At 64.7% G+C, this 13,258-nt stretch carries 14 protein-coding genes, 1 tRNA gene and 1 other RNA gene; 9 read left to right on the forward strand and 7 right to left on the reverse strand.

The window, feature by feature from the left end:
- The first annotated feature begins 179 nt into the window (after positions 1–179).
- The 4 genes from MU582_01740 to MU582_01755 all read left to right on the forward strand — a co-directional run bounded on the left by MU582_01740 (position 180) and on the right by MU582_01755 (position 2,875).
- A complete protein-coding gene (locus tag MU582_01740) occupies positions 180–506 on the forward strand; it encodes a hypothetical protein (GenBank protein UPK75382.1) in 327 nt (108 codons plus the stop codon).
- 109 nt (positions 507–615) lie between these two features.
- Entirely contained in the window at positions 616–1,209 is a 594-nt protein-coding gene (locus tag MU582_01745; GenBank protein UPK75383.1) for a dihydrofolate reductase family protein, read from the forward strand.
- 98 nt (positions 1,210–1,307) lie between these two features.
- Positions 1,308–2,624 carry an SPOR domain-containing protein gene (locus MU582_01750; protein UPK75384.1) on the forward strand — a complete coding sequence of 439 codons (1,317 nt, stop codon included), beginning with the start codon at positions 1,308–1,310 and terminating at the stop codon, positions 2,622–2,624.
- A 5-nt stretch (positions 2,625–2,629) separates the two neighbouring features.
- Entirely contained in the window at positions 2,630–2,875 is a 246-nt protein-coding gene (locus MU582_01755; GenBank protein UPK75385.1) for a phosphodiester glycosidase family protein, read from the forward strand.
- 187 nt (positions 2,876–3,062) lie between these two features.
- Here the strand turns inward: MU582_01755 and MU582_01760 are convergent, their stop codons facing one another.
- Positions 3,063–3,419, reverse strand: a complete 357-nt coding sequence (locus tag MU582_01760) for a VOC family protein (GenBank protein UPK75386.1) — start codon at positions 3,417–3,419, stop codon at positions 3,063–3,065.
- 246 nt (positions 3,420–3,665) lie between these two features.
- On the opposite strand from MU582_01760, the gene MU582_01765 reads away from it, so the two are divergent.
- On the forward strand, positions 3,666–4,277 hold the full coding sequence (locus MU582_01765; GenBank protein UPK75387.1) for a maleylpyruvate isomerase family mycothiol-dependent enzyme: 612 nt from the start codon (positions 3,666–3,668) through the stop codon (positions 4,275–4,277).
- A gap of 78 nt (positions 4,278–4,355) precedes the next feature.
- Here the strand turns inward: MU582_01765 and MU582_01770 are convergent, their stop codons facing one another.
- The 3 genes from MU582_01770 to MU582_01780 all read right to left on the reverse strand — a co-directional run bounded on the left by MU582_01770 (position 4,356) and on the right by MU582_01780 (position 6,645).
- The gene (locus MU582_01770) at positions 4,356–4,760 is read right to left on the reverse strand and encodes a hypothetical protein (protein UPK75388.1); all 405 of its coding nucleotides are present in this window, start codon (positions 4,758–4,760) and stop codon (positions 4,356–4,358) included.
- A 77-nt stretch (positions 4,761–4,837) separates the two neighbouring features.
- Entirely contained in the window at positions 4,838–5,521 is a 684-nt protein-coding gene (locus MU582_01775) for a response regulator transcription factor (protein ID UPK75389.1), read from the reverse strand.
- The gene (locus MU582_01780) at positions 5,518–6,645 is read right to left on the reverse strand and encodes a histidine kinase (GenBank protein UPK75390.1); all 1,128 of its coding nucleotides are present in this window, start codon (positions 6,643–6,645) and stop codon (positions 5,518–5,520) included. The genes MU582_01775 and MU582_01780 overlap by 4 nt, the downstream gene beginning before the upstream one ends.
- A 229-nt stretch (positions 6,646–6,874) precedes the next feature.
- Between MU582_01780 and MU582_01785 the strand changes: the two genes are divergently transcribed.
- Positions 6,875–7,705, forward strand: a complete 831-nt coding sequence (locus MU582_01785) for an ABC transporter ATP-binding protein (protein ID UPK75391.1) — start codon at positions 6,875–6,877, stop codon at positions 7,703–7,705.
- A 2-nt stretch (positions 7,706–7,707) separates the two neighbouring features.
- Positions 7,708–9,063 (forward strand): FtsX-like permease family protein, encoded by a 1,356-nt coding sequence (locus MU582_01790; GenBank protein ID UPK77233.1) that lies wholly within the window; start codon positions 7,708–7,710, stop codon positions 9,061–9,063.
- A gap of 210 nt (positions 9,064–9,273) precedes the next feature.
- Here the strand turns inward: MU582_01790 and MU582_01795 are convergent.
- The 3 genes from MU582_01795 to MU582_01805 form a co-directional block, all read right to left on the reverse strand.
- Positions 9,274–9,361 (reverse strand) — tRNA-Ser (locus MU582_01795).
- 47 nt (positions 9,362–9,408) lie between these two features.
- Entirely contained in the window at positions 9,409–10,023 is a 615-nt protein-coding gene (locus MU582_01800) for an MBL fold metallo-hydrolase (protein ID UPK75392.1), read from the reverse strand.
- Positions 10,023–11,123 (reverse strand): S-(hydroxymethyl)mycothiol dehydrogenase, encoded by a 1,101-nt coding sequence (locus tag MU582_01805; protein ID UPK75393.1) that lies wholly within the window; start codon positions 11,121–11,123, stop codon positions 10,023–10,025. The genes MU582_01800 and MU582_01805 overlap by 1 nt, the downstream gene beginning before the upstream one ends.
- Positions 11,124–11,225: 102 nt before the next feature.
- Between MU582_01805 and ffs the strand changes: the two genes are divergently transcribed.
- Positions 11,226–11,316: signal recognition particle sRNA small type (ffs, locus tag MU582_01810), an RNA gene on the forward strand.
- Between the two features lie 225 nt (positions 11,317–11,541).
- Positions 11,542–13,245, forward strand: a complete 1,704-nt coding sequence (locus tag MU582_01815; GenBank protein UPK75394.1) for a sulfatase-like hydrolase/transferase — start codon at positions 11,542–11,544, stop codon at positions 13,243–13,245.
- The last annotated feature ends 13 nt before the right edge of the window (positions 13,246–13,258 follow it).

Raw genomic sequence — 13,258 nt, forward strand, 5'->3', positions numbered from 1 at the left:
GGTCGACCTGTGATTGATGACTCTGCGTAACCTTGTAACACCGGTGTCGTTTGATTCGGTATCACTGTTGTGGCCTCAACGGACGATCGAGGTGCCCGGGTCTCACGAGGACCCGCGGCGCAGACGCCCGCTGGCATTTGTCGGTCCGAATCCTGCGTCTCGAAGGTACAGGTGAAACGATGTCAGTCCTGGAACACAAGTCGAGCCTGCGAAGCGTGATTGAGTTCCATCGCGCTCGGCTCGTCGCGTTGGACAACTGGGGCACGGCGCAAGCGGCGCTCTCGACCTCCGACGATCCTGTCGGTTCCGTTTCGCGCGCACTCGGCATCACCGCGCTCGGTGCGCACTCTGTGATCGCGATGCTGCGCGGGCAGCGTCCCGACCGCGCCGTGATTGAGCGCGAGGTACGAAAGCTCGAGCGCCTCGAGGCTGTCGCCCGCAGGCACGAGGGCGTACGGCGTCGGCGCGCGGTTGCACGCACGGGGGTGCGACACGCACTTGTCTGAACGCTGAGGCACCAGCAGCACACGCCCGGTAGGTCCGACGTCGGACCCGCCGGGCGTTCGCGCGTACCGGGGGTGCGAGGATCTTCGCTCACAACTGGAGAGGACCAGGATGCGCAAGCTCACGTACTACGTCGCAAGCACGATCGACGGTTTCGTTGCCGGACCGGACGGAGGCGATCCGAGCGGGCCCGGCGGGTTCTGGGCACCCGGCGAGGACTACGTGGGCCATATGGTCGCGAACTACCCGGAGACGTTGCCCGGCCCGGCACATGAACCGCTCGGGATCACCGAGCCGGGCACGCGGTTCGACACAGTGGTCGAGGGGCGCGCTTCGTACCAGATCGGACTCGACGCGGGTGTGCCGGACGCATATCCGCATCTGCATCACGTCGTGTTCTCGCGCACGCTGGAGAGCGTTCCGGCGACCGATGTCGAGTTGGTGTCGACCGACCCCGTCGAGAAGGTTCGGGAGCTCAAACAGCAGGCAGGTAAGGGAATCTGGCTGGTCGGCGGAGGTACTCTCGCGGGCACGCTGTACGACGAGATCGACGAGCTCATCATCAAACTCAGCCCGATCACGGTGGGCACGGGCATCGGCCTGTTCGGGCCGAATGCGAAGTTCGAACCGGCGAACTGGGAGCTGACCGACACGGCTGCGTTGCCGTCGGGTGTGTTCTTCCTGACGTACTACCGAAAAAAATAGTCTAGACCTGAACCGCTTTGTTCATACGATGATCCCATCGTGTTGGCGGACCGTACGCCGCGGAACGTTTGCCTGACCGAATGAACAGGGATCTTCGAATGCGACTAATCGCACCAGCTGCGCTCGTCACCGCATCGGCGCTCGTCGCCGCCTTCCCCGCCGTCGCATCGGGCGAGCGGTCGGCCACCGACAAGCCGCGGTCAGCGGCCGCGAAGCCGTCGATGACTAAGCTCGCTCCGGGGGTCCGCCTGGAACGCCACAAGTTCGGCGGCGCCGACGCCAACGATCGCTGGGCCGTGCACGTGTATCTGCCTGGGACGCTTTCGGGCCCGCTCGACGAGGCCGACACTGCGCTCGGCTCGCGCAAGATCGCGGACCGCGTAGCGACGGCGTTGCGCGAGGAGGGATTCACTCCGAGGCTCGCCGCCGTTCGTACGCCGAACTTCTCCGACTACAAGGACCGGCGAATCGGCTGGACCGTACGCGCGGGGACATTTGTGACTGAAGCCGATGCGCAGGAGCGACTCGACGCGATCAGCGAGGCAGGCTTCAACGGTGGCTTGCGCTTCACTGCTCAGGACGGAAACGACGACAAGGCTCCGCAACGCGTGTATGTGGTGCGAGTGAACTTCAAGAAGTTCCGTGGGACGGTGGGCACCGGCCACGGTAAGACGGTGTTCGAGAAGGAGAAGCTGACCACCCTGCTCGACCAGTCCGGCGCGATCGCCGGCACGAACGCGCAGTGGTTCTACGAGAGCGGATCCGGTGGGCTGTACGTGAAGAACGGCAAGGTTCTGGGCACGGCGACGCGTGGCCGCGGCGGGGTGAAGATCACGAAGGGCGGGCGAAAGCTCGACGTCGGTTCGTACACTTCGAAGGTGGTGCTCGAGACGCGGCGGGATCGCGCGGTGCTCGACGCGGTCAACCGCGTGCCCGGCATCATCTGGAACTGCGGCGGGATCGGCGGTGACCAGCCGACGCAGCAGGCGCAGCACGATCTACGGTGCACCGACGACAGCGAGCTGGTGCGATTCACCTCTCGATGGGGTGAGACGCCCGCCGGCGACGGCGCCGAAGCCGTCGTGAACGGCAAGGGCAAGGTTGTCGCCGTCAACGACAGCCGTGGTGCGGCCGTCCCTCGTGGCGGGTCGACGGTTCAGGCGACCGGGGCGCGCGCGACCTGGCTGCAGCGTCATTTGCAGGTCGGTGAGAAGGTCGAGATCAAGCAGACGGTACGCAATGGGAAAGGCCGACGCGTCAAGCTACGCAAGGGATTGACGATCCTGCAGGTCGGTCCGACGCTCGTACGCAACGGCAAGATCGACGTCAACGCACGTGCGGACGGCCTGATCCGACAAGGCAGCGACAAGACGTTCACGTACAACTGGGGTTGCGGAGCAACCCGCGCTCGATGATCGGCATGGACAAGCGTGGCCGGTTGATGCTCGTCGTGGTCGACGGGCGTCAGGCCGGTTACAGCGAAGGGCTGAGCGTCATCGACACTGCCCGGATGATGAAGCGGCTCGGCGCGCGTGAGGCGTTGAACCTCGACGGCGGCGGCTCCAGCGTGATGGCGGTCAAGGGCAAGGGCATCGTCAACCGGCCTTCCGACGCGACCGGGCAGCGTTGGCTCGGCAACGCGTTCCTGGTCAAGCCGAAGTCCTAGTGCCCTGCGTTTGAAGTACCTTGACGTCTTTCGCCGCCAGGCGGCGCCCCGCGGCGTCCTCGTCGTCGGAAATAGGACCGACTATGACTGTCCTCCTCGTCCTTGCGGATGCATCCACCTGGACGACGCCTTCCGTAAAGCCACTTCAAACGCAGGACACTAGTTCGACAGCGGGCGGCGGGCGTACTCACCCGAGATGGGCGAGTACGTTGATGACCGTGCCGCCCGGGTCTTCGACGAAGAAGCGGCGCACGCCCCACGGCTCGTCGCGGATCTCGTACACGATGCGAAGTCCGCGCTCGACCGCCTGGGCGTGCGCCGCGTCGACGGCGGCGGCATTACCGACATCGACACCGAAACGCGGAGCCGGACTCTCCAGGTCGAGCGGTGGGATCAACACCTGTGCGGTCGGATTGTCCGGTGAGATCAACCCGAGGATCGGATCGTCCATTGCGACCTCGAGTCCGAGTACGTCGACGTAGAAGTCCCGCGACGCATCGGTGTTGTTCCCGTCCGCGTACGCGACGATCCTGGTGACGGGCATACATCGGCTCCTCTGCTCTGGCGTTCTTGGGTTGGCGTCCAGTGAGAGTCTGCCGCGGCCGGCGGTCGTACGTCTTGTACGAATCGGAATGCCTCCGGAAGTTCGGTGCGAGTTGCACCACGAACGCCCGATCGCGTGGTGCAATTCGCGCCAAACTCCATCGCCGCACTGTGCTGAGTGCAGCGTTGTCATCCCGGCGCAGTACGTTCCAGGGAGACGACCAGAGAGAAGGCCACGATGGATGTGATGGCGCTCGCTCGGCAGGAGCGATCGGAGCTAGCCGACTTTCTCGAAGGGCTGACTCCCGATGAGTGGGACGTGCCGAGCCTATGCACGAGGTGGCGCGTCCGCGATGTCGTCGCGCACATGATCAGCTATGAGGAGCACGGCCCGCGCGACGTACTTCGACGGATGACCAAGGCGCGGTTCAGGTTCAAGGATCTCAACGAGGTCGGATTGGCCGAGTACGCCGACTACTCGACGCATGACCTGATTGAGTTTCTGCGCTCGCATCTCGATCCGGTCGGCGCCACAGCCCGATCCGGCGGGAAAGTCGGTCTGGTCGATGCGCTGATCCATCACCAAGACATCCGCCGGCCGCTCGGCAAACCGCGAACCATCCCGACCGACCGCCTGCGTCTTGCCGTCGACTTCGCCGTCACCGCTCCGCCGCTTCGCGGGTTCTGGCACGCACGCGGCGTACGGCTGATCGCAACCGACCTCGACTGGTCGCGCGGCAGAGGTCCCGAAGCCAGCGGACCCGGCGAGGCGATCCTGATGACCCTCGCGGGCCGCGCCGGCGTCGCGCACGAGCTCACCGGGCCCGGCGCCGCCGTTCTCCAACGCCGCCTCGGCTGACCGCGCCGCCGCAGACACAGTCGCCTGCCGGCATCGTCGGCCTCCTGATCCGTAGGAGCGAGCGTCGGAGACGCTGAATCATCGGTACTGATCGGAAACGACGACGATCTGGTGCTCGTCCTCGTAGATGATCTTGCCCGGATTCTCACTCTCGACTCGTTCGCAGCAGATGCCGAGCACGCGGCACAGATCCAGGTAGCGCTCGGTTCGGTCGATCAGTTCAACGGCGTCTGCCTTGAACCACCCGGCCGCGGCCGGGTTGACACCGGGATCGTAGACGGTTCTGTCAACGGTGTTCGGGTCGGCGTAGTAGGCGTCGAACCAGTCGTTGTTCGTTCGGCGGAATGCCTCTTGCTCGCTCGTGAGCTGCCCGGACTTCGCCGCCGCGTTCACGAGCCCGAACACGCCGACGTATCTCCCTCGGGCGTCCGCATGCGGACTCTGGAACCGTACGAACCGGGTCATCCGCGCGGTATCGCTCACATGATGGTTCCTGTCCTGCCTCGGTCATAGCGACCCTGTCGGGCCACTTACACCGTTCCAGCGACAGTCCCGACAGGTCAGCGGTCCCCGTTGTTCGGCTTTGCGAGTCTGGCTCTGTGGATCAGGACGGCGAGCTGGACTCGGTTGCTGGTGTTCGTCTTCGCGAGGATGTCGCTGATGTAGCTCTTGATGGTGGGCATCGTGAGCGAGAGTCCGGCTGCGATTTCGGCGTTCGACTTGCCCTCCGAGACCGCGCTTGCGACTTGTAGTTCGCGTGCGCTGAGGGGGTGGAGTCTTTCGCGCGCCATGGTTTGGTCGGTCGTGTCGCGAGCGCTGTCGGCGACGATGGTGCGAAGTTGCGTGGCGATCTCGGGAGAGAAGCGGCTCTCTCCTCGTCGGGCTGCTCCGATCGCACGCACGATGTCTTCTGGCGGCGCGTGCTTGAGCAGGAACCCGATCGCTCCTGCTCCGATGGCATTCGTCACCAACTCGTTGTCGTCGAAGGTGGTCAACACGATGACCGCGGGGCGGTCCGGCACGTGCTGCAGCCGTCTGGTCGCGGTGATCCCATCGACGTTCTTCATCCGCAAGTCCATCAGGACGACGTGCGGTCGGCGCGCGGCGATGACACTGGGCACTTCAGCGCCGTCAGATGCTTCACCGACCACCCGGATGCCTTCCAAGCCATCAAGCATCGCTCGCAGACCCATTCGCACCAAGTCGTCATCGTCGACCAGGACGACGTGAGTTTCGTCGCTCATAGGCTCCACGGCAGCCTGCCTGTGATGACGAACTGATTTCCGACCGTCGTGGTCGTGAAGGTGCCACCCACGAGAGAGACGCGTTCTGCGAGTCCACGTAGTCCCGTGCCAGTTCCCGGGATGGGTCGGCTCGTAGCCGGGTGGGACCTGAGGAAGGTGCTCACCGTCACCATGACCTCGCCTGGGTCATCGGTCTGGACCACGACCTTGACTGGCGAACTTGGTGCGTGCTTACGCGCATTGGTCAACCCCTCCTGCACTATCCGATAGACGCTGGTCGCAGCAGCGTGATTTCTCGTGTTCGTCCTGTCCTCGCTCACTTCTTGGACGAGTTCTACCCGAGAGCCCGCGCGCCGAGCTTCGGTCACCAATTCCGGCAGATCGTCCAAGCCGGGATGTGGGTTCAGGAGGCTCGTGTTGTGGCTGGCGCTGTCGCGAAGCAACCCGATCACTTCTTGCAGATCCTCCAAGGCATGGTGACTGGTTCCGCGAATGACGCCGGCCATCGTGCGAATCTGTTCCGGTGACAGATCTGGACGTAGTTCCAGTGCGCCGGCGTGGACACTGAGCAGTGACAGGCGGTGAGCAAGAGCATCGTGCATCTCTCGGGCGATGCGACGGCGCTCCTGGTCGCGAACGTTCGCGGCAAGCAGTTCTCTGCCCGTTGCCAGGTCCCGGGCGCGTCCTTCGACGGTGCGCAGATAGTTCCGCTGCGCTCGGACCATCAGACCCCAACCCACCACCGCCAAGTTCAACAGGCCCCCGATGGTGACCTGCGCTGTGTAACTGAAGTCCGCCGCACCGGGATACAGCAGCGGAAAGCAGAACGTCGCCACCAGTTCACCGGCCGTCAACGCGATCAGGATTGCAGTCCGGACGCGAATTGCCGCGTTGAACAACGCCACCAGCGAAGCGCCCGCAGCAAACGCCGACACGGCTGATGCGGCGACCGCGAAAGCGCCGACCTGTGCGGGCAACCGCCTCCGCGCAACCAGCGCCCCGCACGCCGCGATGCCGAGGATGAGGTCGATGATTAGCGCGAGGCGACTATGCATGGCCGCGGTCGGGATGAGCATGAACAGGCCGAATGCAGCCGCACCGATGATCAGCACGACGTCGACCACCGGTTGGCGCCATGCTGTCGGATGGCCTTCGGCTCGGGCAGTGGGGTAGGTCAGCAGGTGCCAGCGTCGGCCGGTCGCCTGTGGCTCTGAACCACGCTGCTGCGTCATGTTGGTCCACGCTAACTGCACTGGGTTGTCTCCGACACTGCCGTCGGTTGGTGGCCGACCCGCCGAAAGTCGGTTCGAACCGCTGTTCCGACGGCGGTGTTGTGATGTCTTGCGTCTAACCATGCTGGAGCTGCATTCGCCTCTCGACGATGGGATCGACAAAGTGACCAGCCCAGCGCTGCCCGACACCATGCATTCGCCACTACGTTTGGTCGAACTGACCAAGACGTATGGGAACTCCGCCAATCGCGTCCTTGCACTCGACGAGGTGACGGTCTCGTTTCCCGCGGGCACCTTCACGGCGGTGATGGGCCCGTCCGGGTCGGGCAAGAGCACTCTGTTGCAGTGCGCTTCGGGGCTGGATCGACCGACGAGTGGAACGGTCTATGTCGACGGTTGCGAACTGGTCCAAGGAAACGAGGCGGACATGACCCGATTTCGACGTTCCCGGATCGGTTTCATCTTCCAGCAGTACAACCTATTGCCGACCCTGACGGCGTTGGAGAACGTTACCTTGCCGATGCGCCTTGCGGGCACCAAGATCGACCGGGCACGGTGCACCTCACTCTTGGAGCACGTCGGTCTGGGAGATCGTTTGAGGCAGCGCCCTTCGGAGCTTTCCGGAGGACAGCAGCAACGTGTCGCCATTGCACGTGCGCTCGCGGCCAGGCCGTCGATCGTGTTCGCGGATGAACCCACGGGCGCATTGGACAGGGCCAGCGCCTCCGAAGTTCTGACGATGCTCCGTGCCGCGGTTGAGGACCATCTGCAGACGGTCGTCATGGTGACGCACGATCCCGTCGCGGCTGCATACGCCGATTCGGTGATCTTCTTGGCTGATGGCCGGGTCGTGGGCACGCTGACCGATCCGACCGCAGCAGCAGTCTCCGACGAAATGCTGCGGCTCGAAGCATCACTTGCTGCGCCCAGCGCAGAAAGGAGCCAGCCGTGACCATGCTTGGAGTCGCCATCAAGTCCTTGCGGTTCCGGCTTGGCCGATTCACCGCAACCTTCATCAACGTGTTTCTCGGCGCAGTCATCCTCACCGCGTTCGCGACACTGTTCGACACCGCACACGGAAGAGGCGTCTCTTCCGCCGACAAGGAATCGCTGACCACCATCGCCGCAGCGGTTGGCGGCTGGGGGCTCATTATCGTCGCCTTCGGCGTGGCCGCCACCATGAACCTGGCAACACGGCAACGCAGAAGCGAACTGGCGCTCCTCAAAGCCGTGGGAGCCACCCCGGGTCAAATCGCACGCATGATCAGTGCTGAAGGAACCGTCATCGCCCTCCTGGCCTCCGGACTCGCCATCGCCCCGGCCGTGCTGATCGGCCGCGCGACGCTAGGCGCGCTTCAGTCCACTAACCAGATCGCCGACACGGTCGACCACAGCTTCGGCCCCCTGGCCCTGATCGCCGGACCAGCGGTGACCTTGGCCGCCACGATCGGAGCCGCAGCCATCACTGCACGACGGACTGCACATGTCAGCGCTAAGGACGCTCTCGCGCAGTCGACCTCCGACGGAGCGAGGATGACCGGCGTGCGCGTTGGCGTTGCGTCCGTGCTGATCGCTGCCAGCATGAGCTGCGCCATCCTCACCGCCACCGTCCTTAAGGACGAAGGGTTCCTGGCGCTGAGCGTTGCCGGCCAGGCAGGGATCGCCGCAGCGATCGGACTGGCACTGCTGTCGCCGCTGTTCCTGCGCGCATTCGTCCTCTCCATCGACTTGCCCACGCGACTTCTCGCCAGGGCATCCGGGTACTTGGCGTCATCCAACATTCGGCGACGTACCGATCAGACCGCCGCCATCACCATGCCCGTCATCATCTTCACTGGACTGGCCACGGTCTCGCTCTACACCCTCAAGATCCAGAACGCGGCCAATGCAGCCGACGGCATCGTTCTCAGCGCCGACGACGAAGGCGTCCAAACCCTCACCTTCATCATCGTCGGCATGATCGCGGTCTTCGCTGCCATCGTGGTCGTGAACAACTGCGTTGCCGCCATGCTCGGACGCCGAGCAGAATTCGCTCTGACCCGCAAGATCGGAGCAACACCAGCCCAACTACGTCGCTCGACGATGCTGGAATCGCTGTTCGCAGTGGCGGTGGGGGTCGTGCTCGGAACCGCGGCCGCAGCAATCGGGATCCTCGGATTCACCTACGGAAGAACCGGATCGTTCACGATCGAACCCGGTCCTTCTACCTATCTGATCACCGTCGCCACAATCGTGGCTCTCACCCTGGCCGCCAGTCTGATCAGCACAAATCGCTCCCTCGCAACACCAATCCTCGACGATCGGACCTAGCCGACGTTCAAACTGACGGTGGTGGAAGGCGTTCCTCGGGCTGGCTCGCGTTAGCCAGAGTCGGCTACACGATGCACGCCACACCGCCACGGCTGTGCTGCCGGATGGCGGCGAGGGTGATTCGGCCACCAAATGAGACGGAACTGAGACGGAGCAACAGAACGCCGGTCCCTGCCGTGTGGTGGGGACCGGCGTTTGTGCTGGTGAGGCTGGCGGAGGATAGGGGATTCGAACCCCTGAGGGCGTTAACCCAACACGCTTTCCAAGCGTGCGCACTAGGCCACTATGCGAATCCTCCGCCGAGCAGCGTACCCGGCCGATGCCGCAGAGTAGAAATCGGTCCGGTCAGTCGCGACCAAGGCCGTCGGCTTCGCCACCGATGGTGGTGTCGTCGCCGTGTCCGGTGTGTACGACCGTGTCGTCGGGGAGTACGAAGAGCTTCTCTCGGATGGACGCCTCCAGCGTCGGGAGGTCGGAGTACGACCGACCGGTCGCGCCAGGACCGCCGTTGAAGAGTGTGTCGCCGGTGAACACGCAGCCGAGGTGAGGCGCGTACAGGCACACCCCGCCCGGGGCGTGGCCCGGCGTGTGCAGCACGGTCAGGGTCGTACCGCCGACCTCGATGGTCTGGCCGTCCGAGAGGTCGGCATCCCACAGGTACTCGCTGTGTGTCAGCTCCCAGAGCGGCCGGTCGTCGGGATGCAGCAGGATCGGCGCGGCCGTACGCTCCCGCAGTTGAGGTGCGACACGCACGTGGTCGTCGTGGGCGTGCGTACACACGATCGCCTTGACCCTACGCGCACCGACGACGGCGAGGATGTCGTCGACCGAGTGCGGTGCGTCGATGACGATGCACTCCTCGTCGTCGCCGACGACCCATACGTTGTTGTCGACGTCGAAGGTCTCGCCGTCGAGGCTGAACGTGCCGGAGGTGACGGCGTGGTCGATCCGCGCGGCCATCAGAGCACGACCACCGAGCGGAGTACGTCGCCTTGGTGCATTCGATCGAAGGCCGCCTCGACACCGTCGAGGGCGATCTCCTCGGTCACGAATGCGTCGAGATCGAGGCGTCCCTGCTGGTACAGGTCGACCAGCATCGGGAAGTCGCGGCTCGGCAGGCAGTCGCCGTACCAGCTCGACTTCAGCGCACCGCCGCGGCCGAATACGTCGATCAGCGGGAGGTCCGGCAGCTTCATTTCCGGTGTCGGTACGCCGACCAGTACGAGGATGCCGGCGAGGTCGCGCGCGTAGAAGGCCTGCTTCCAGGTCTCCGGGCGTCCGACGGCCTCGACGACGACGTCCGCACCTTCGGCGCCCGGGTAGGTCTCGGCCGAGATCCGCGCGATCTCTTCGACCGGATCGCTCGAAGATGAGTCGACCGTGTGGGTCGCGCCAAGTGACTTCGCCGCTTCGAGCTTCTTCGGGTCGATGTCGACGGCGATGATCGGGTACGCGCCGGCCAGAGCCGATCCGGCGATCGCTGCGACGCCTACGCCCCCACAACCGATCACGGCGACCGACTTACCGCGCGTCACCGCGCCGGTGTTGATCGAGGCCCCGATGCCGGCCATCACGCCACAACCCAGCAGGCCGACTGCCGCGGGCCGGGCCGTCGGGTCGACCTTGGTGCACTGACCGGCCGCTACCAGGGTCTTCTCGGCGAAGGCGCCGATGCCGAGGGCGGGCGACAGCTCGCTGCCGTCTTCCAGCGTCATCTTCTGGGTCGCGTTGTGGGTGTTGAAGCAGTACTGCAGGTCACCGCGCTTGCAGGCGCGGCATTCGCCGCATACGGCTCGCCAGTTCAAGATGACGAAGTCGCCCGGAGCGACGTCAGTCACGTCCGGGCCGACGGCCTCGACCGTTCCCGCGGCCTCATGACCGAGCAGGAACGGGAACTCGTCGTTGATTCCGCCCTCGCGATAGTGCAGGTCCGTGTGGCAGACGCCGCAGGTCTGCACCGCGACGACTGCCTCGCCCGGACCCGGATCCGGAACGTTGATGGTGGTGAGCTCGACCGGAGCTCCCTTGCTTCCGGCGACGACTGCCTTGACCTGCTGCATGCCTGCTCCCTGGGGTCGGGTCACATCTGAGATCAACGTACGAGACCGGTCCTGGCGAGGGCCCGCTGGGGTTGTCGATCGAGGTGCCCGTACGATTGGGCCAGCCCCTCGCGCGGCGGCATCTTGCCCAACTCCCCCAGGGCCGGAAGGCAGCAAGGGTAAGCAGGCTCTACCGGGTGCGCGAGGGGTCTTTGCATGCGTACGCGCCGGTGATTCACACCGCGCGTAGATTCGCGCATTTCACTGTCAGGGCGCATCCGCCCAACTACGCTCTGTAGACGCCGCGATGTCGAGACCTTCGGCTCCACAGCCGCCCATGCCGAACGAAACAAGTCCAGAACGCGATTCGCTTCGGCAGATCGCGTAGGTCTTAACTACAGTAAATAAATCAACTAAGTCTATAAAATGGATGGTACCGATGGCGATCTCGCGACGACGGCTACTCGCCGGAGCAGGCTCGAGCGCGGTGGCGACCTTGGGGCAGATGTCCGGATCGGCGCCTGCCGCGGCATCGAGTGCTCCGACGCGCCCGCCGAAGCCTCCGAAGTACTTCCCGCCGCGTGAGCCGAACGTTCCGCCGCTGTACCCACGCGCGAACAAACCGAACATCGTGCTGATCCTGGCCGACGACATGGGGTTCTCGGATGCGGGCTGTTACGGGGGTGACATCGACACACCGAACATCGACTCGCTCGCCACCCGCGGGATGCTCTTCACCAACGCGACGAACGAGGCGCGCTGTGCGCCATCACGAGCCGCACTCCTCACCGGCCTGCATCCGACGCAGTCCGGTATCGGCAACATGCCGGGGACGGTTTCGACGATGCGGGAGTACCAGCAATACCTACGTAAGGACGTACTCACCGTCGGCGAGATCGTCTCGCGACGTGGGTACGCGACTGCGCACATCGGGAAATGGCACGTCGGTAACACCCACCAGTCGGCGCCCAACGATCGCGGCTTCGACTACTCGCTCGTTGCGCCGGGCGGGCGTTCGTACTGGGACGACCGGTGGCGGGTCAACGGCGAGCCGACGACCATCGCGGGCTACACGACCGACATCGTCACCCAGCGGTCGGTGGACTATCTCGCGTCACGCGAGGGCAAGCAGGCTCCGTTCTTCCTGAACGTCGCGTACAAGGCGCCGCACTGGCCGCTGCAACATCCAGACGATGCGACGGTTGCCAAGTACCGGGATCGTTTCTCGACCGGCTGGCGCGCTTCAGAGCGCCGTCGCGTACGCAAACAGCGCGAGATCGGGTTGTTTCCCGGGCGAGTCAAGTTGTCGACCCGTCGGCACCTCGATCCATGGAAGGACGTGGGCGACCAGGCGTGGGAGACGGAACGGATGGCCGTGTACGCGGCACAGATCGAGACGATGGACACCGGAATCGGGCGGATCCTCGACGAGCTCCGGCGGCAGGGCATCGACAACGACACGGTCGTCATCTTCGCCTCCGACAACGGCGGTACGCGCGAAGGAGTGCCGATCCGGACGACCCCGGAGGGCGACCAGTACGGGAACGTCGAAGGCGTCATGCCGGGCGGCCCGACGGTGTTTCAGTCGTACGGGCCGAACTGGGGCACTGTCTCCAACACGCCGTTCGCCGAGCACAAGGTCTGGCTCGGTGAGGGCGGCATCAGCAATCCGCTCATCATTTCTTGGCCGGACAGGTTCAAGCGCCCGCGCAAGTTCCATGGCAGCATCAACCTGTTCGACATCACGCCGACGATCGCATCGCTTGCCGGCGCAGACTTGCGGAAGCCCAGGTTCAGGCGTCGAAACGGTGTCCGTGTGCAATACCCGTCCGGGATGAGCCTGGTGACGATCTTCGACGGCAAGGCGGGCCGGAAGTTTCGCGATCGTGTCCTCTGCTGGGAGCACGTCGGGCACCGAGCGGTTCGTACGAAGCGATGGAAGCTGGTCCGCGACCGCAACGACAGGCGCTGGCGCCTGTACGACCTGAAGAACGACCGCAGTGAGCGCGTCGACCTCGCGAAGCAGCGACCGGACGTACGTAGGGAGCTGCTGACGGCGTGGAAACAGTGGGCGAACTGGGTCAACGTCGGCGAGTATTCGCGCCGAAACGGCAAGGATCACTACGTACCGCACCACTGGTGAGAACGGCCCTGGG

This window comes from Nocardioidaceae bacterium SCSIO 66511, assembly GCA_023100825.1.
In the GTDB taxonomy this organism is placed as follows: domain Bacteria; phylum Actinomycetota; class Actinomycetes; order Propionibacteriales; family Nocardioidaceae; genus Solicola.